Consider the following 17,681-nt stretch of genomic DNA (forward strand, 5'->3'; position numbering starts at 1 on the left):
CGTGAGCGGTTGGCGGCGGTGCGACAGGTGCCGGAAGGTCCTCGCCGCCGACGCCTTCGAGGGCGACGCGGCCACCTGCGTGGCCTGCCTCACCGCTCCGGCCCCGAAGGTCCGGACGACCTCCGCGCCGGTGGTGCGCAAGACGACTCCCCGGGCCCCGGCTCCCGAGCCCGGCCCGCGCGCGCCCCTGCTCGGTGCGGTGGGCAGCGGCGACTTCGAGGTCCGCGAGCGACGCGCCCAGCGGGCCGCCGCGCAGCAGCTCGTCGAGCTGCACCAGGAGGAGTTCGACCAGCTGCTCGCCCAGGCCCGAAAGGCCGAGGGCCTGCGCCAGTAGGCCGCCGCTAGTAGGCGGAGGGCGAGGGCTTGTGGTTGATCGCCGCTGTGCCGTCCTCGATCAGCAGCGCCACCCCGTCGAGGGCCTTGCCGAACTCCCGGCCGTGGTGGGCGCAGAAGAGCAGGTCGCCGGAGACGAGGACGGCGCGGACGAAGGCCTGGGCACCGCAGCGGTCGCAGCGCTCGTGCGCGGTGAAGGTCGGGTGGGTGGTCTCTGCCACGGTCGTCGTCATCGCCTTGTCCCGTCCCTGGGTGCCACTGATGGATTCGTACACCGTGCATCGGCACGCCGCGCCGCGACCCGAGTAGCCCTTTCGTGTCATTCGCAGGGCGAGACAGGATGATCTGCGGATGGTTGCCCGGCTCGTCCCGCTCGCCGAGGTCGACGACGACCTCGTCGCGGGCTGGCGGGCACTGGGCGGCAACGCCTTCCACGGCCCCGACGCGGTGCTCGCCTCCCGCGACCTCGACGGTGCGTGGGAGGTCAGCCTGCTCGTCGTCGACGGCCCCGATCTCGTGCTGCCCGTCCACCGCGTTGCGGGGATGCGCAAGGTGCGGGTGCCCGCCCTGTCGACCTGGACCCACGACTACTGCTACCTCGGCGATCCCGTTGTCCGCGCCGGCCGCGAGCAGCAGGCGTGGACGACCGCGCTGGCCTGGCTGCGCGAGCACCGTCCCGCGCCCTGGCTGCACCTGCCGCGCCTGGCCGCCCACGGCCCGGTCTTCGCGGGCCTGCTGGCCGCCCTGACCGCGACCGGGCTGCAGGCGGTCCCCCTCGGCGCCCACGAGCGACCCGTCGCGCGCCGGCGACCCGAGCCGACCTACCTCGACGGCCTCGTCAGCGGCGTGCACCGCAAGGGCTTCCGGCGGCAGCGACGGGTGCTCGAGCGCGAGCTGGGCGCCCCCGTCACGACCGTCACGTCGTACGACGTGGAGCCCCTGCTCCGCCTCAAGGCCGCCGGCTGGAAGGAGGCGTCCGCGCTGCGGACGGTCCCCGGGGCGGCCGAGCTCGCTCGCCGGCTGGTGGGGTCGGGTGCGGCTCACGTGGCGGAGCTGCGAGCCGGCGAGCGCGTGGTCGCGGCCCAGCTGCAGCTCGTCGGCGGCGGCACGTCGTCGTGCGTGAAGACCGCCTACGACGAGCAGCTGCGCCGGCACTCGCCCGGCCTGCTGCTCGAGCTCGACGTGCTCGAGCGGTTCCACGACGACCTGTCGGTCGACGTGCTCGACTCGTGCGCCGCGCCGGGCAACCCGCTCGCGGAGCGGCTCTTCCCCGACCGGCTGCCGGTCGTGACACTGCTCGTCGGGCTCACCGCCCCCGGCCGCGCCGTGGCGCGTGCGACACCCGCGCTCGCCGCGGGCTGGAGTCGGCTGACGGGCCGGCCGATGGAGGTCCCATGAGCCTGATCGAGATCGATCCGGGCACGTTCACCGACGTGCCGCCTCGCCGGCCCGGCGCCCCCGACCGCGCGCCGGCACGCGCGCGTCACCACCTCGACGCGACCGGCCTGCTCGACCTGCCGCGCCTGGCCGAGCTCGCCGCCTTCCTGCCCGCCTCCTCCGTCGAGCACAACCTCGGAGCCGTGCCGCTGGTCCTGCCGGGCGGCGTGGCCCCGCAGGCAGCCCTCACGCCCCGCGAGATCGTCGAGACCATCGAGACCAACGGCTGCTGGATGGTGCTCAAGAACATCGAGCAGGACCCGGACTACGCCGGGCTGCTCGACGCCTGCCTCGACGAGGTCGAGCCCGCCGTCACCGCGTCGGAGGGCCGCTCGGTCGTGCGGGAGGGCTTCGTCTTCCTGTCCGCGCCCGGGTCGGTCACCCCCACCCACATCGACCCGGAGCACAACGTGCTGCTGCAGGTCCGCGGCACCAAGACGATGGTCGTCGGCCGCTTCGCTGACGACGAGGCGCTGGCCGTCCAGGCCGAGCGGCTGCACAGCGGCGAGCACCGCAACCTCGCGGACGCCGCAGTGGACCTCGTCGAGTTCGACCTCGCACCCGGCGACGGCGTCTACGTCCCCGTCCACGCCCCGCACGTGGTGCGCAACGGGCTCGCCGCGTCGATCTCGCTGTCGGTCACGTGGGGCACGCGCGAGACCGTCCGGGCCGCCCGCGTCCACGGGCTCAACGCCCGGCTGCGGGCACGCGGCCGGGTCGGCGCGCGACCGGGTCAGTCAGTCGCCCGCGACAGCACCAAGGCGTTCGCCGTGCGCGTGCTTCGCAAGATCGGGCGCTAGCCGAGCGAGCGGGCCGACCCCACGAGGCGGTGACCGGCCCGACGTACTCGTGGGGTGGCCTCCAGCACTCTCTTGACGATGGGCCAGTAGGGCTTGAGCTTCAGGGCGAAGCTGCGCTGGACCTCGGTGGCGTTGACATCGATGCGCGGCATCGCGAAGCGCCCGTCGTCCTCACCCACAGCGAAGGCGAGGTCGAAGCCGGCGCGCTCGACTGCCGAGCGGGCCTCGCGGTCATGGACCCCGCGCGGGTAGGCGAAGGTCCGCGCGCGCACGCCCGTCAACCGCTCGAGCTCGTCACGCGCCTGCGCGGTGTGCAGCCGCAGCTCGTCCTGGCCCATCCCGTGCATGTCCGCGTGGTCCCAGCCGTGGACGCCGAGCTCCATGCCGTACGACGACAGCTCGGTGAGCTGGCCGGCGGTGAGCATCGGCTCCGGCGGCAGGGTGTCGGGGAGGAAGTCGTCGCTGCGACCCCCGACGAGTGCCGGGGGGACGTAGAGGACCCAGGGCGCGTCGTAGTCGGCGAAGACCCGCGCGATGGTGGTCGTGCTGCCCCAGGCGTCGTCGACGGTGAGCAGCACGCCGCGGCGGCCCTCGAGCCAGTCGTCGAGCGTCAGCGGCGCGAGCCCGACGGAGCGCACGTGCTCCATCTGCCAGCGCAGCGCGGCCTCGGGCACGAAGAGCCCGTGCGGGTCCTCGTCGTTCGTGCGGGAGCCGCACGCGTGGTACATCAGCACTGGCGCCGTGCGCACCGGCGTGCTCCTTTTCCCCCGAAGTCGGACGACTCTCCCACGGTGCATCGGCAGGTGGCGGAGGTTCCTGCAACCCGGCGGCGCGCCGGGTCGGCGCTTTGCTATCGTTTCGCGCTGCACCACCACGCGCCGCTAGCTCAACTGGCAGAGCAGCGGACTCTTAATCCGCGGGTTCGGGGTTCGAGTCCCTGGCGGCGCACCCGTGTTGACCTGCGGCTTTGCTCTCCGGAGCAGGGCCGCAGAGTCGTCTCAGGGGGTCGGCCCTTCACGCGCGCCACGAGGTCGGCGCACACTGCTGCCGTGGGCGACGACGAGCGACAGCAGCGGGTCCTGCAGTACTGGTCCGAGGCGTGGTCACGCGGCCGCGTCGAGGTGCTGGACCAGTTCTACGCGGCGAGCTTCCGGGAGAACGACGAGGAGCTGACCCCGGCGGCTTTCGGGGTGCACCTGCTGAGCTGGCGAGAGAGGTTCCCGGACTTCACGGCAGAGGTCGTGCGGGTCTGGTGCACGCCCGAGGCCGTCGTCACGCGGGTGGTCTACACCGGGACGCACCGGGGTGACTTCAGCTTCCTGCCGGCCACCGGGCGCCCCGTGCGCAGCAGCGGCCTGGACGTCTTCGAGTTCGACGAGGACGGGAAGGTCTGCCAGCACTGGCACGAGACCGACCACTGGGAGCTGTTCGAGCAGCTCGGCGCGAAGGTCGGCCCTTCCTAATCAGGGGTGCAGCCGGGCGATCCTCCCCCGCTGGGCGGGTCCCCCATCCGCTGTAGAGCAGCGGTGAGGTCGGCGAGGTCGACGCCCTCGAGCGGCCCGAAGACGTGCCTGCGGACGCTCGCCAGGTGGGTGGGCCAGGCCTCCCGCAGCCGGACCAGCCCGGCGTCGGTGAGCACGGCGTGCCACCCGCGACTGTCGGCGATGCAGCGCTCGCGCCGGACGAGCCCCTCGGACTCGAGCTTGCTGACGATGCGGGTCATGCCGCTCAGCGACAGCGCCGCAGCCGCCGCCAGCTCGCTCATCCGCAACCTCCGGTCCGGTGCCTCGGACAGGTGCATGAGCACGAAGTACTCGCTCTGGGGAAGCCGCTGCTCGCACAGGAGGTCGGCGTCGAGCGCACGTGGCACCACCATCAGCGCCCGGGCGAAGGCACGCAGGAAGGCCTCCTCCTCACCCGTCAGGGGACGCGGCGAAACGGCCTTGCCTGCTCTGGCCATGCAGCCAGCGTACTCCGAAAGCACTTGCTTGACGAAGGAAGCATCTGCCTGCAGACTTGCTTCACTTACGAAGTACCCCCGCTTCTCGACAGGAGTCGACCATGACCCGCATCGGCATCATCCTTGGCAGCACCCGGCCCGGCCGCAACGGCGAGCAGGTCGCCCGCTGGGTTGTTGACCAGGCCAAGACGCGCACCGACGCATCCTTCGAGCTCGTGGACCTCGCCGAGGTCGCGCTACCGCTGCTCGACGAGCCGTTCCCGCCGGCCATGGGCCGCTACCAGCACGACCACACCAGGCGCTGGTCCGAGACGGTCGCCTCCTTCGACGGCTTCGTCATCGTCACGCCGGAGTACAACCACTCGATCCCCGCGGTGCTCAAGAACGCCCTCGACTACCTCTACACCGAGTGGAACGACAAGGCCGTCGGGTTCGTCTCCTACGGCTCCGCAGGCGGAACCCGCGCCGCCGAACACCTGCGGGCGATCGCCGGCGAGCTCAAGATGGCCGACGTGCGCGCGCAGGTCACGCTGTCGCTGGCGACCGACTTCGAGAGCTACTCGACATTCCGCCCGGGCGACCACCACGCACCCGTCCTTGCCGCCCTGCTCGACCAGGTCGTGTCCTGGACCGAGGCCCTCGCCCCCTTGCGCTCGGCCGACGACGCCGCGGCCTGACGCCCCCGCACGGGGAGGACGCACCGACCCGGTCGTCGGGACGGGTCAGGACCCGGGCAGCGCGCACGGCAGATCGGCTGGGCCGACGCTGCAGCACCGTCCGAGCTGGACCACCGTCGCGGCACCGCCGCTGAAGGAACGGCGCCTGGACACCGCGCAGTCGTGGAACGGCGTCTGCTCCTCCCGGAGGAAGTGACCCGCGAACAGCGCGTGGACCACTGCCCGGGTCGGTGCCGTCCGCCAGCGGTCGCGGCGGCGGACCGGCCGGGAGCAGAAGGAGTACGCGAGCAGCCCGCCGGGGCGTAGGACCCGCAGCATCTCGGAGACCGCCGCTACCGGGTCGTCGACGGTCTCGATGACCCAGGCCGACACCACGACGTCGAACGCCTCGTCGGCGAAGGGGAGCCTGTCGACGGAGGCAACTGCTCGGGGGTCGCCGAGGTCAGCGGCTGCCGCGAGCATGGCCGGCGAGAGGTCGACCAGCACAGGGTGCAGGCCCGGCAGAGCGGCCGCCAGACGGCGGGACAGCGCCCCGGTGCCGGCACCGGCGTCGAGGACGCGGGGGCTGTGAAGCGACGACGCGACCTCGACCACCGCGTCGAGCATCGCCTGCTCCGCGACGCCACCCGCGACCCTCAGCCAAAGCCGCCGCCAGACGAGGTCGTAGCGCGCCGCCGCCCGCTCGTAGACGGTCAGCACGTGCGCCGAGCGTCCCGGAGCGGTGCGGCCTGTCGCGGTCAGCACGTCATCGCGGCGTCCCAGCCGGACGGGCCGTGGTGGTGGCTCGGGTTGTGCTGACCGTCGAAGCCCATCACCTGGGCGCAGGTCGCGACGTGCCCACCGAAGGACGGGTCGGGCGGCGCGGCGACGGCCGGCGCGGTGGCCGCGAGGATCGCGACCAGAGGAGCGGCCATCGCGAGGGCGATGAGGGCGGGGCGGGTGTGCTTCACAGCGACCTCCAGGGTCGGCATCGTCGTGCTCTGCGCCCGCGGTCCTCCCGCGGGCGGTCGCACCTACCGGCGGGAGGGGGACCGGACGCCCTCGGGCTCACCCCGACGGTAGGCGTCACGACGCGGACGCGTCAGGGCCGAAGGTCCCGAGATCCCGCGCCTGCGACGTTCGGAGCGGCTCTGCCCGGGAAGACCACCCGAGTCGATCACGCACCAGGAGGAGCCGAGATGACCGAGACCTGGGACCTGTGGTTCCCGCAGGCCGGGGCCACCGGGTTGCCGTTCGCCCGGACCCGGGTGGACGCGACCGCTGCGGGTGACCGGGTGCTGGTGCACGCCGCGCCCCCGGTCCTCGACGTGACGGTTCGCGACGAGGACGGTCGGGTGAACGCCCGCGGCGACGGGCTGGAGCGGTCGGCGAGCGGGCCGATGTGCGCGCTGGTCCGCCGCGGCGACACCGTCGAGCTCGTCGACCGCTGGCCCGACGACAGCGACCTCGGGCGGGTGGTCGTGCTGCCCGGCGGGGAGTCCGGGATCCTCATCAGCTGGTGGCACGCCGAGGACCGCAGCGAGTGGCGCTGGCAGCTCGAGCTCTACAACCACACCTGAGCGCACCCGGCGGCGGCTCCTTAGGATCGTCAACGTGACCACCCCCTCACGGCGCACCACGGTCGCGGGTCTGGCCCTGCTGCTGCCCCTGCTCAGTGCGTGTGGTGAGACGCCCGGGAGCGCAGCCGGCACCACGACGGCCTCGCCCCCTCCCGTCGCCGCCCCTGCCGTCCCCGGTGGCACCACCCGGCCAACCACGCCGCTGCCGCCCGTCGACGTCGAGACGGGCGTCGTCCACGTCCACGGTCTCGGCGTCGACCCTGCGGACGGCGTCCTCTACGCGGCCACCCACTCGGGCCTGTTCCGCATCCCGGCCTCGGGTCGCGCCACCCGGGTGGCCAACCGCGCGCAGGACACCATGGGCTTCTCCGTCGCGGGCCCGGGGACCTTCATCGGCTCCGGCCACCCCGACCCCCGGGAGGACGACGTACGACCGCCGCTGCTCGGCCTCATCCGGTCCACCGATGCGGGCCAGACCTGGGAGCGGCTGAGCCTGCACGGCACCGCCGACTTCCACTCGCTCGTCGCCGCACACGGCCAGGTCTACGGCTACGACTCCACCTCCGGCACGTTCATGGTCTCGAGCGACCTGCGCAGCTGGGACCGGCGCGCCCAGCTCCCCCTGCGCGACCTGGCCGTGGACCCCGCCGCACGCGACCGGGTGGTCGCCACGAGCCGGCAGGGCCTGCTGCGCAGCGAGGACGGCGGCCGCACCTTCGCGCCCGTCGCCGGCGCACCGGCGCTCGTGGTGCTGGCCTGGGACGACAGCGCCGGCCTCTACGGCATCGACATTGACGGGACGGTGCACCGCTCCACCGACGCCGCCCGGACCTGGACGGCGGCGGGCAGCGCGGGCGGCAGCCCGGAGGCGCTCGCGGTCGACCCCCGCGACGGGACCACGACGGTCTACGTCGCCGTCGCCGAGCGCGGCATACTGGCCAGCACCGACGGGGGCGCCACCTTCACCACCCGCTACCGCGACAGCAGGGCGTGACGCAAAGCATCGAGCCAACCAGCAGGAGCCACCCCTCCGCTGTCGAACACCATGGCCATGAGACGACTCCTCGCCGCCGCCGCCGCCGTGTCCCTACTCTGCGCTGCTCCCGCCCTCGCCGCCAAGCCGGTCCCGAAGCACGCCCCGTGCAAGGCCCCTGCCGGTGCCTTCGTGGTGAAGCCGGGCACCCCGCTCACGCAGACCCCGACGACCCCGATCGGTGTCCTCGGCGGCTTCGAGGAGCCCGTGGGCGACTTCTACGTCGACCTCGGTGGCCGGCCGAACTCCTCGACCAGCACGCTCGAGTTCGAGCTGTCCTGGACCAACCCCATCAGCGACTACGACCTCGTCGTCAACGGGGTCAACGAGTTGGGCACCGACAACCCGGAGTTCATCTCCGTCAAGGGCAGCCACTGTCGGCGCGTCTCCGTCGCCATCGACGTCTTCCTCGGCGTGCCCGTCGACGAGCTGACCCTCGTCGCGAAGGCCACTCCTCGCTAGTCCCTGCTTGGCGCGGCAGGAGCGACTCGTCCCGTTGTCCGGGAGGTTCGTGACAGGCCCTTGGCCCTCGCGGCACCCTGCACGCATGACGTCCGGCCACACGACCGAGCTGCCCACAACCGTGGCCGCCACGAAGACCGGTTTCGACGGCGACTACGACGTGGTCGTCGTCGGCTTCGGGATCGCGGGCGGGTGCGCGGCCGTCGAGGCGGCCCGGGCAGGTGCCCGGGTGCTGGTGCTCGAACGGGCCGCGGTCGCGGGCGGTACGAGCGCCATGGCCGGCGGCCACTTCTACCTCGGTGGCGGCACGGCGGTGCAGCAGGCCACCGGGCACGACGACAGCGCCGACGAGATGTTCGCCTACCTCATGGCGGTCACGCCCCACCCCGAGCCGGACAAGATCCGGGCCTACTGCGACGACAGCGTCGAGCACTTCGACTGGCTCGAGGCGCTCGGCTTCGCCTTCGAGCGCAGCTACTACCCGGAGAAGGCGGTCATCCAGCCCGGCACCGAGGGTCTGATGTGGACCGGCAACGAGAAGGTGTGGCCCTTCCGCGAGCTGGCCCGCCCGGCACCTCGCGGCCACAAGGTGCCGGTGCCCGGCGACACCCAGGGTGCGTCGCTCGTCACCGGGCTGCTCGTCGAGCGGGCCGCAGAGCTCGGGGTCGAGGTCCGCTACGAGACCGGCGCGACGCAGCTCGTCGTCGACGGCGACCGAGTGGCCGGCGTCCGGTGGCGGTCCTTCGAGAAGACCGGTGCGGTACGGGCGCGCAGCGTCGTACTCGCTGCAGGTGGCTTCGTCATGAACCCCGCCATGGTCGCGGAGCACGTGCCGCAGCTGGGCGAGAAGCCCTTCGTGCTGGGCAGCACCTACGACGACGGGCTCGGCATCCGGCTCGGCCTGAGCGTCGGCGCCGAGGCCCTCCACATGGACCAGGCCTTCATCACCGCGCCGGTCTACCCGCCGTCGCGGCTGCTCACCGGGATCATCGTCAACCGCGAGGGCGACCGCTTCGTCGCGGAGGACAGCTACCACTCCCGCACGTCGGGCTTCGTCATGGACCAGCCCGGTCACGCCGCCTTCCTCGTCGTCGACAGCGAGCACGTCGAGCACCCGGTCTTCCCGCTCGCGCCCTTCATCGACGGGTGGGAGACGGTGGCGGAGATGGAGCAGGCCCTCGGCATCCCGGTAGGGCGCCTCACCGCCACGCTCTCGTCGTACAACGAGCATGCCGCGCGCAAGGAGGACCCGGCCTTCCACAAGCACCCTGACTGGCTCGAGCCCCAGGACGTGGGGCCGTGGGGGGCGTTCGACCTGACCCTCGGCACGGCGATGTACGCCGGCTTCACCCTCGGCGGCCTGCGGTGCACGGTGGACGGCGCGGTGCAGCGACCCGACGGCAGCGTCGTCGACGGGCTCTACGCGGCCGGTGCGTGCGCGGCCAACATCGCGCAGGACGGCAAGGGCTACAGCAGCGGGACCCAGCTCGGCGAGGGCTCCTACTTCGGGCGCCGGGCCGGCCGGCACGCGGCTGCCCGGTCAGGTCAGGCGGTCGAGTAGCCGCTCGAGGTGGGCGACGACCTCGGCCGGTTCTTTGTCGGGCATCCCGAAGGCGCACTCGGTCACGCCGATCTCGGCCAGGTGCGCGAGCCGCGCCGGGTCGGGCTTGCCACCCAGCGCCACGACCGCCGGCTCGCCGTCGCGGCCGGCATCGGCCCACATCCGGCGGAGCAGGGCGACCTGCTCGGTCGGATCGGTCTCCCGCGGCGTGGTGATCCAGCCGTCGGCGTGGGCGCAGACCCAGGCGAAGGTCTTCTCCGTGCCGCCCGCGCCGACGAGCACGGGGACCCGGGGCTGCACCGGCTTTGGCCACGCCCAGCTGGGACCGAAGCGCACGTGCTCCCCGTCGTACGACGCCTCGTCCTGCTCCCACAGCGCCCGCATCGCAGCGAGGGTCTCCGCGAGGACGGTCCGTCGCAGGCCTGCGGGGACGCCGTGGTCGGCGAGCTCGTCGGTGTTCCAGCCGAAGCCGACCCCCAGGGTGACCCTGCCGTCGCTGAGGTGGTCGAGCGAGGCGATCGTCTTCGCGAGGGTGATCGGGTCGGACTCGACCGGCAGCGCGACCGCCGTCGCGAGGCGGATGCGCGTCGTCACGGCCGCCGCGGTCGCGAGCGACACCCACGGGTCGAGGGTGCGGGCGTAGCGGTCGTCGGGGAGCTCGGCCGTCCCGGTGCCGGGGTGCACCGCCTCGCGCCGGACGGGGATGTGGGTGTGCTCGGGCACGTAGAAGGTGTCGAAGCCGAGGCGCTCCGCGGCGACCGCCGCGTCGGCAGGGCGGATCCCGCGGTCGGACGTGAAGAGCACGACGCCGTGGCGCACGGGCCACCCCCTGTCGGTCGAGGTGCGCACCCTACAACTACTTGCGTAGCGAATGCATCCGTGTCAGGCTGACCCGTGGCTCTCGACGACCTGGTGCGACTGCTCAACGACCTCTACCGGTTGTCGGGCTCGGCGCGCGTGCACGCTGACACCGTCCGGGTCACGGGGGTGGCGGTGACCCAGACGGGGCTGCGGTTCCTCAGCCTGGTGGCCGACTCCCCGCGCATCTCCGCCACCGACCTGGCCGCCAGTGCCGACGTCAGCCAGCCCACCGCGAGCCGGGTCCTGCAGACCCTCGAGGCCGACGGCCTGGTGGTGCGCCACGCCAGCCCGAGCGACGGCCGGCTGTCCCACTACGTCGCGACGGCTGCCGGCAAGCGCGCCCTGGCCAAGGTCCACCGCTACCACGTCGAGCGCCTCGCGCAGTCCCTCGCCGACGTCGACGACGACCGCCGGCGCGAGATGGTCGACGTCGTCGCGGAGCTCGTCACCCGGTTCCACACCACCGCCGAGGGACGCCCCGGCACCGCCAGGAGGAGCGCATGACCAGCCCCGACACGGCCGTCCGGACCATCGAGGCGGGCACCCCACCGGAGCGCTTCGCCCGCGGCTGGCACCTGCTGGGCCTCACCCGCGACCTCGCCGACGGCACGCCGCACGGCATCGAGGCCTTCGGCACCAAGCTCGTCGTCTGGCAGACGGGCGGCGGCGAGTTCAAGGTCCTCGACGCCTACTGCCGCCACATGGGCGGTGACCTGTCGCAGGGCACCGTCGAGGGCGACGTCGTCGCCTGCCCGTTCCACTCCTGGCGGTGGGGCGGTGACGGCAAGTGCCAGGAGATCCCCTACGCCCGGCGGGTGCCTCCGCGCGCCCGCACCCGAGCCTGGACCACGTCGGTCGTCGACGACCAGCTCTTCGTCTGGCACGACCCGGAAGGCAACCCGCCCCCTGAGGACGTCGTCATCCCCGCCATCCCCGGCTACGCCGACGGCGAGTGGACCTCCTGGGTCTGGGACTCCACGACCGTCGACTCCCACTGCCGCGAGATCATCGACAACATGGTCGACATGGCCCACTTCTACTACATCCACAAGGGCCTGCCGACCTACTTCAAGAACGTCTTCGAGGGTCACGTCTGCACGCAGTACTACTCCGGCACGACCCACGAGATCGCGGCCCAGGGCCTGCCGATCGACATCGGGGTCTACGAGGACCAGCAGACCGTCAGCGACGCCACCTACTGGGGGCCGAGCTACCTCGTCGACAAGCTCTGGACGAAGTATGGCGACATGGTCTTCGAGACCGTGCTCATCACCTGCCACTACCCCGTGACGTCGAGCAGCTTCGTCCTCAACTACGGCATGGTCATGAAGAAGAAGCCGGAGTTCGACGACGCCACCAACGAGATGATCGCCGGCAAGATGCTCGCGATGATCGGTGAGGGCTTCCTCGAGGACGTCAAGATCTGGAAGAGCAAGACCCGCATCGACAACCCTCTGCTGTGCGAGGAGGACGGGCCCGTCTACCAGCTGCGCCGGTGGTACGAGCAGTTCTACGTCGACATCGCCGACGTCACGCCGGAGATGACGCAGCGCTTCGAGTTCGAGATCGACACCACCAAGGCGGTCGACTTCTGGCAGAAGGAGCTCGTCGAGAAGGCCGCCGCTGCGCAGGCCGCCGCTCAGGCCGTCGAGCCGTCGCCTGCCTGATGCAGCCCGTCGACTGCGCCCGCTGCGGCACGACCGTGCTGGTCTCGAAGGTCAGCGCCGCGCAGACCTCGATCCAGTGGGAGGTCGACAGCGCGGTCTGCCCCGAGCGGGCCCGGCTCGCGGTCGGCGACACCTGCCCGCACCTGTCCGACTCGATCCGAGACGCCGTGCTCGACGGGCGGCTGGAGGTGACCACGGATGAGCTCTGAGAAGCTGCGGCTGAAGGTCCTCGAGGTCGTCCACGAGACGGGCGACGCGCACTCCATCGTCTTCGAGCGCCCCGCCGGGCTGACCTACCGCCCGGGCCAGTTCCTCACCCTGCGGCTCCCCCACGCCGACGGCGTCGTGGCCCGCTGCTACTCCCTGTCGAGCGCGCCCGACGTCGACGAGCACCTGCAGGTCACCGTCAAGCGGGTGCGGGACGGGCGCGGCAGCAACTGGGTCTGCGACGAGGTGCTCGCCGGGCACGAGCTCGACGTCCTCGCCCCCAGCGGCACCTTCACGCCGAAGAGCCTCGACACCGACCTGCTGCTGCTCGCCGGCGGCTCGGGCATCACCCCCGTGATGAGCATCGTGAAGAGCTCGCTCGCCCACGGGTCGGGCCGGATGCTGCTCGTCTACGCCAACCGCGACGAGGCCTCGGTCATCTTCCACCGCGAGCTGCGCGGGCTCGTCGCCGCGCACCCCGACCGGCTCGTCGTCCTGCACTGGCTCGAGACCGTGCAGGGCCTGCCGAGCAAGGCCCCGCTGCAGGAGATCGTGCGCCCCTGGGCCCACGCCGAGGCCTTCGTCTGCGGGCCCGCGCCCTTCATGGACTGCGCCGCCGAGGCGCTCCGGGAGCTCGGCGTCAGCCGGGACCGCATCCACGTGGAGCGCTTCACCAGCCTGCTCGGCGACCCGTGGACGGAGGAGGCACCGGCCGCGCGCACCGCCGGCGAGGCCACCGTCGACCTCGTCGTCGAGCTCGACGGCACGACCCACGAGCTCGCCTGGCCGGTCAGCCAGAAGCTGCTGGACTTCCTGCTCGACGAGGGCCTCGACGCCCCCTACTCCTGCCGCGAGGGCGCCTGCTCCGCCTGCGGGCTCAAGCTGCTCGACGGCGAGGTCGCGATGGACAGCAACTCCGTGCTCGAGCAGCAGGACCTCGACGAGGGCTGGCGCCTCGCCTGCCAGTCCCGCCCTGTGAGCGACACCGTGAAGGTCAGCTACGACGGCTGACCCTGTCCGGTTCGTCCGCTCTGTCACCCGTTTGGCCCTGCTGGCCGACCTGTGACATGCCGACGTCGGAGACGTGCGCCGGTCCCAGCCCCCGCGCCGCTCGCGCCGGGCCGCAGCGGTGAGCCTCGTCGCGCTCCCGCTCCTGCTGACCGCCACCACCCTCGTCAGCAGCCCGGCAGCCGCCGCAGCGCCCGCCCCCGCCGGCGCGCAGGCCGCGCCGAAGTCACCCTCGCCCTCGCCCAAGCCCAGCCCGCCTGGGAAGGGCGGCGGCAAGCCGACCCCCGCCGCCACCGCACAGCCCACGGCGAGCTCCACGACCGCACCGATGACGGCGCCCACGACGGCCGCCTCGGCCGCGCCGACCCGGGCCGCCGCCACCACAGCCGCGACCAGACCCGCGACCAGAGCAGCCAGGACAGCAGCCACGACGAGGCCCGCCCTCCGACCGGCTCCCGTCGTACGCCTGACGACCTCGGCCACCCCGACGCCCGCCGGCCCGAACGCGTCCGTCACCCCACCCACCCCTGCCGGCCGCGAGGACGACTCGACCGCCCGGCGGACCTTCGCCCAGGTCGGCGAGTCGCTCTCCGTCGCGGCCCGCGACCCGCAGCTCCCGCTCGGCGTCCTGCTGGCGGTCGTGGTCTTCGTGCTCGTGCAGAACCGCATCGACCGGCGCGACCCCAAGCTGGTGGCGGCGCGCACGACGACACCCGCAGAGCTGGAGTTCGCTCCCCCGGTGCGCCGCAGCGACCCGCCGCGACCGCGGCGCAGGGCACCGCGCCCGCTGCTGCGCATCGTCGTCCCCGATGCCCACCACAGCTCGCCGAGCGCCCTGCCGGGGGACCTCTGAGCGAGGGGCGTGACAACTACTAGGACATCCACGTATTCTCGGCGGATGGCCACTGTCGACCTGCACGTGCCCGCCCACCCGGTCCGCTTCGTCACCGCGGCGAGCCTGTTCGACGGCCACGACGCCGCGATCAACATCATGCGGCGGGTGCTGCAATCGCAGGGCGCCGAGGTGGTCCACCTGGGCCACGACCGCAGCGTCGAGGCCGTCGTCACCGCAGCGCTGCAGGAGGACGTGCAGGGCGTCGCGGTCAGCTCCTACCAGGGCGGCCACGTCGAGTACTTCAGCTACCTCAAGGAGCGCCTCGCCGAGGCCGGCGCCGGTCACGTGCAGGTCTTCGGCGGCGGCGGCGGCGTCATCGTCCCGGAGGAGATCGCGCTGCTGAGGAGCCGTGGCGTCACCATCTTCGCCCCGGAGGACGGCCAGCGGCTCGGCCTCGCCGGCATGATCAACACCCTGGTCCGCGACTGCGACGTCGACCTCGCCGGGACCCCGCCGACCCTCGACGCCGTGCTGTCCGGCGACGTCGCCGCCCTCGCCCGGGCGATCACCGTCGTCGAGCAGGGCCGCTCCCCCGAGCTCGCGGCGGCCCTGCGCGAGCGGGCCGGCGCGACGCCGGTCCTCGGCATCACCGGCACCGGCGGCTCGGGCAAGTCGAGCCTCACCGACGAGCTGCTGCGCCGCTTCCGGCTCGACCAGGAGGACAAGCTGCGGATCGCGGTCCTCGCGATCGACCCGACCCGGCGCAAGGGCGGCGGGGCGCTGCTCGGCGACCGGATCCGGATGAACAGCCTGACCGGGGCGAGCGTCTTCTTCCGCTCGCTCGCCACCCGCACCAGCGGCTCGCCCGTGCCCGAGCACCTCGCCGATGTCATCGCCACCTGCCGGGCCGCGGGCTTCGACCTCGTCGTCGTCGAGACCCCCGGCGTGGGCCAGGGCGACGCGACGATCACCGACTTCTGCGACGCCTCGCTCTACGTCATGACCCCGGAGTACGGCGCGGCGTCCCAGCTCGAGAAGATCGACATGCTCGACCACGCCGACGTGGTGGCCATCAACAAGTACGAGCGCCGCGGCGCGGAGGACGCGCGGCGCGACGTGGCTCGCCAGATGGTGCGCAACCGCGAGGCCTTCGGGCAGTCATGGGAGGACATGCCGGTCTTCGGGACCTCGGCGGCGCGCTTCCACGACGACGGCGTCACCGCGCTCTACCACCACGTGCGCGACCTGCTGGTGGACAAGGGCCTGGAAGCCGGCGCCGGCGTGCTGCCACGAGTCGCGACGAAGACCTCGACCGGCCTCACGTCGGTGCTGCCCGCGGCCCGCGAGCGCTACCTCGCCGAGATCAGCGCGGTCGTGCGCGGCTACCACGCCGAGACCATGCGCCAGGCCGCGCTCGCCCGTCGACGCCAGCACCTCACCACCGCCCGCGACCTGGTGACGGACCCCACCGAGCTCAACGGCCTGCTCGCCGCGACCACGGTCGCGACCGACGCGCAGGCGCTGCTGGACAGCTGGCCGGCGACCCTCGAGGAGCACCGCGGTGACGAGCTCGTCTACACCGTGCGCGGCCAGGAGATCCGCACCGCGCTGACCCGCACCACCCTGTCCGGCAACAAGGTCCGACGGGTCTCGTTGCCCACGACGACGGACGACGCGGAGCTGCTGTCGTTCCTGCGCCGCGAGAACCTCCCCGGTCACTTCCCCTACACCGCAGGGGTCTTCCCGTTCAAGCGCGAGGGCGAGGCGCCCGCGCGGATGTTCGCCGGCGAAGGCGACGCCTTCCGCACCAACCGCCGCTTCCAGGTGCTGTCGAAGGGCCAGCCCGCGACCCGGCTGTCGACGGCCTTCGACTCGGTGACGCTCTACGGCCGCGACCCCGAGCTGCGCCCCGACGTCTACGGCAAGGTCGGCACGTCGGGCGTCTCGATCGCGACCCTCGACGACATGAAGGAGCTCTACGCCGGCTTCGACCTGTGCTCGCCGACGACGTCGGTGTCGATGACCATCAACGGCCCGGCGCCGACGATCCTCGCGATGTTCCTCAACACCGCGATCGACCAGCGGCTCGACCGCTTCCGCGACGAGGAGGGCCGCGAGCCCGACTCCGCCGAGCTCGACGAACTGCGTGCATGGGTGCTGCAGAACGTCCGCGGCACCGTGCAGGCCGACATCCTCAAGGAGGACCAGGGCCAGAACACCTGCATCTTCTCCACGGAGTTCGCGCTGCGGTGCATGGCCGACATCGCCGAGTGGTTCGTCGCGCACGAGGTCCGCAACTTCTACTCCGTGAGCATCTCCGGCTACCACATCGCCGAGGCCGGGGCGAACCCCATCAGCCAGCTTGCCTTCACCCTCGCCAACGGCTTCACCTACGTCGAGGCCTACCTCGAGCGCGGCATGTCGATCGACGACTTCGCCCCCAACCTGTCGTTCTTCTTCAGCAACGGCATGGACGCCGAGTACACCGTGATCGGTCGCGTCGCCCGAAGGATCTGGGCGGTCGCGATGAAGGAGCGCTACGGCGCGTCGGAGCGCTCGCAGAAGCTGAAGTACCACGTGCAGACCTCAGGCCGGTCACTGCACGCGCAGGAGATGGCGTTCAACGACATCCGCACGACCCTGCAGGCCCTGTGCGCGCTCTACGACAACGCCAACTCCCTGCACACCAACGCCTACGACGAAGCCGTGACCACCCCGACCGAGGAGTCGGTGCGCCGGGCGCTGGCGATCCAGATGGTCATCGACAAGGAGTGGGGCCTGTCGGCCAACGAGAACCCGCTGCAGGGCTCCTTCGTCGTCGACGAGCTCACCGATCTCGTCGAGGAGGCCGTGCTCGCGGAGTTCGACCGGATCGCCGAGCGCGGCGGCGTCCTCGGCGCGATGGAGACCGGCTACCAGCGCGGCCGCATCCAGGACGAGTCGATGCTCTACGAGCACAAGAAGCACGACGGGTCGCTGCCCATCGTCGGCGTCAACACCTTCCTCGCGCCGCAGCGCGATGAGGCGCCCGCGACGGTCGAGCTCGCCCGCGCGACGGAGTCGGAGAAGGAGTCGCAGCTGGTCCGCCTCGCCGACTTCCAGCGCCGCCACGCCGCGGAGGCCCCGGCCGCCCTGGCCGCGTTGCAGCAGGCTGCCACCACCGGTGACAACGTCTTCGCGGCACTCATGGAGGCCGTGCGGCACTGCTCGCTCGGCCAGGTCAGCGAGGCCTTCTTCGAGGTAGGCGGGCAGTACCGCCGCAATGTCTAGTCCGGTCCAGT

The 17,681-nt window shown here is 72.4% G+C and carries 21 protein-coding genes and 1 tRNA gene; 16 read left to right on the forward strand and 6 right to left on the reverse strand.

The window, feature by feature from the left end; genetic code table 11:
- Position 1 precedes the first annotated feature (1 nt).
- Positions 2-334, forward strand: coding sequence for a hypothetical protein (locus Q8R60_19675; GenBank protein ID MDP3714692.1), 333 nt, complete (start codon positions 2-4; stop codon positions 332-334).
- A 7-nt stretch (positions 335-341) separates the two neighbouring features.
- Here Q8R60_19675 and Q8R60_19680 read toward each other — a convergent pair whose 3' ends face one another.
- Positions 342-566 carry a hypothetical protein gene (locus tag Q8R60_19680; GenBank protein ID MDP3714693.1) on the reverse strand — a complete coding sequence of 75 codons (225 nt, stop codon included), beginning with the start codon at positions 564-566 and terminating at the stop codon, positions 342-344.
- 118 nt (positions 567-684) lie between these two features.
- Between Q8R60_19680 and Q8R60_19685 the strand changes: the two genes are divergently transcribed.
- Positions 685-1,731, forward strand: coding sequence for a GNAT family N-acetyltransferase (locus Q8R60_19685; protein MDP3714694.1), 1,047 nt, complete (start codon positions 685-687; stop codon positions 1,729-1,731).
- On the forward strand, positions 1,728-2,570 hold the full coding sequence (locus tag Q8R60_19690) for a cupin domain-containing protein (protein ID MDP3714695.1): 843 nt from the start codon (positions 1,728-1,730) through the stop codon (positions 2,568-2,570). The genes Q8R60_19685 and Q8R60_19690 overlap by 4 nt, the downstream gene beginning before the upstream one ends.
- On the opposite strand, the gene Q8R60_19695 is transcribed toward Q8R60_19690, so the two are convergent.
- Entirely contained in the window at positions 2,567-3,319 is a 753-nt protein-coding gene (locus tag Q8R60_19695) for a polysaccharide deacetylase family protein (protein ID MDP3714696.1), read from the reverse strand. The two genes, Q8R60_19690 and Q8R60_19695, sit on opposite strands and share 4 nt — an antisense overlap.
- A 126-nt stretch (positions 3,320-3,445) precedes the next feature.
- Here Q8R60_19695 and Q8R60_19700 point away from each other — a divergent pair.
- Positions 3,446-3,518 (forward strand) — tRNA-Lys (locus tag Q8R60_19700).
- A gap of 101 nt (positions 3,519-3,619) precedes the next feature.
- Positions 3,620-4,033: an ester cyclase gene (locus Q8R60_19705; GenBank protein ID MDP3714697.1), complete on the forward strand. Its 414-nt coding sequence runs from the start codon at positions 3,620-3,622 to the stop codon at positions 4,031-4,033.
- Here Q8R60_19705 and Q8R60_19710 read toward each other — a convergent pair.
- Positions 4,030-4,530 (reverse strand): MarR family winged helix-turn-helix transcriptional regulator, encoded by a 501-nt coding sequence (locus Q8R60_19710; GenBank protein ID MDP3714698.1) that lies wholly within the window; start codon positions 4,528-4,530, stop codon positions 4,030-4,032. The genes Q8R60_19705 and Q8R60_19710 overlap by 4 nt on opposite strands.
- Positions 4,531-4,631: 101 nt before the next feature.
- On the opposite strand from Q8R60_19710, the gene Q8R60_19715 reads away from it, so the two are divergent.
- Positions 4,632-5,207, forward strand: coding sequence for an NAD(P)H-dependent oxidoreductase (locus tag Q8R60_19715; protein MDP3714699.1), 576 nt, complete (start codon positions 4,632-4,634; stop codon positions 5,205-5,207).
- Between the two features lie 45 nt (positions 5,208-5,252).
- Here the strand turns inward: Q8R60_19715 and Q8R60_19720 are convergent, their stop codons facing one another.
- Together Q8R60_19720 and Q8R60_19725 are read right to left on the reverse strand one after the other, a co-directional pair.
- The gene (locus Q8R60_19720; GenBank protein MDP3714700.1) at positions 5,253-5,906 is read right to left on the reverse strand and encodes a methyltransferase domain-containing protein; all 654 of its coding nucleotides are present in this window, start codon (positions 5,904-5,906) and stop codon (positions 5,253-5,255) included.
- A gap of 38 nt (positions 5,907-5,944) precedes the next feature.
- Positions 5,945-6,157, reverse strand: coding sequence for a hypothetical protein (locus Q8R60_19725; GenBank protein ID MDP3714701.1), 213 nt, complete (start codon positions 6,155-6,157; stop codon positions 5,945-5,947).
- A gap of 228 nt (positions 6,158-6,385) precedes the next feature.
- Here Q8R60_19725 and Q8R60_19730 point away from each other — a divergent pair, with 228 nt between their 5' ends.
- The 4 genes from Q8R60_19730 (at position 6,386) to Q8R60_19745 (ending at position 9,822) form a co-directional block, all read left to right on the forward strand.
- A complete protein-coding gene (locus Q8R60_19730) occupies positions 6,386-6,766 on the forward strand; it encodes a hypothetical protein (GenBank protein ID MDP3714702.1) in 381 nt (126 codons plus the stop codon).
- A 34-nt stretch (positions 6,767-6,800) separates the two neighbouring features.
- Positions 6,801-7,760 (forward strand): exo-alpha-sialidase, encoded by a 960-nt coding sequence (locus Q8R60_19735; protein ID MDP3714703.1) that lies wholly within the window; start codon positions 6,801-6,803, stop codon positions 7,758-7,760.
- 57 nt (positions 7,761-7,817) lie between these two features.
- The gene (locus Q8R60_19740; protein ID MDP3714704.1) at positions 7,818-8,261 is read left to right on the forward strand and encodes a hypothetical protein; all 444 of its coding nucleotides are present in this window, start codon (positions 7,818-7,820) and stop codon (positions 8,259-8,261) included.
- A gap of 85 nt (positions 8,262-8,346) precedes the next feature.
- Entirely contained in the window at positions 8,347-9,822 is a 1,476-nt protein-coding gene (locus Q8R60_19745; GenBank protein MDP3714705.1) for an FAD-binding protein, read from the forward strand.
- Here the strand turns inward: Q8R60_19745 and Q8R60_19750 are convergent.
- Positions 9,802-10,641, reverse strand: a complete 840-nt coding sequence (locus Q8R60_19750; protein ID MDP3714706.1) for an LLM class F420-dependent oxidoreductase — start codon at positions 10,639-10,641, stop codon at positions 9,802-9,804. The genes Q8R60_19745 and Q8R60_19750 overlap by 21 nt on opposite strands.
- Before the next feature lie 75 nt (positions 10,642-10,716).
- Here Q8R60_19750 and Q8R60_19755 point away from each other — a divergent pair, with 75 nt between their 5' ends.
- From Q8R60_19755 to Q8R60_19780, 6 genes are all read left to right on the forward strand, one after another.
- A complete protein-coding gene (locus tag Q8R60_19755; GenBank protein ID MDP3714707.1) occupies positions 10,717-11,187 on the forward strand; it encodes a MarR family transcriptional regulator in 471 nt (156 codons plus the stop codon).
- Positions 11,184-12,350, forward strand: a complete 1,167-nt coding sequence (locus tag Q8R60_19760) for a Rieske 2Fe-2S domain-containing protein (GenBank protein MDP3714708.1) — start codon at positions 11,184-11,186, stop codon at positions 12,348-12,350. Before Q8R60_19755 ends, Q8R60_19760 begins: the two co-directional genes overlap by 4 nt.
- On the forward strand, positions 12,350-12,559 hold the full coding sequence (locus Q8R60_19765; GenBank protein ID MDP3714709.1) for a hypothetical protein: 210 nt from the start codon (positions 12,350-12,352) through the stop codon (positions 12,557-12,559). The genes Q8R60_19760 and Q8R60_19765 overlap by 1 nt, the downstream gene beginning before the upstream one ends.
- Entirely contained in the window at positions 12,549-13,568 is a 1,020-nt protein-coding gene (locus Q8R60_19770; protein ID MDP3714710.1) for a ferredoxin--NADP reductase, read from the forward strand. The genes Q8R60_19765 and Q8R60_19770 overlap by 11 nt, the downstream gene beginning before the upstream one ends.
- A 73-nt stretch (positions 13,569-13,641) precedes the next feature.
- Positions 13,642-14,418 (forward strand): hypothetical protein, encoded by a 777-nt coding sequence (locus tag Q8R60_19775; protein MDP3714711.1) that lies wholly within the window; start codon positions 13,642-13,644, stop codon positions 14,416-14,418.
- 45 nt (positions 14,419-14,463) lie between these two features.
- Complete coding sequence (locus tag Q8R60_19780; GenBank protein MDP3714712.1) at positions 14,464-17,670, forward strand: methylmalonyl-CoA mutase family protein; 3,207 nt, start codon at positions 14,464-14,466, stop codon at positions 17,668-17,670.
- Positions 17,671-17,681 lie beyond the last annotated feature (11 nt).

The organism is Mycobacteriales bacterium (genome assembly GCA_030697205.1).
Taxonomy (GTDB): domain Bacteria; phylum Actinomycetota; class Actinomycetes; order Mycobacteriales; family SCTD01; genus JAUYQP01.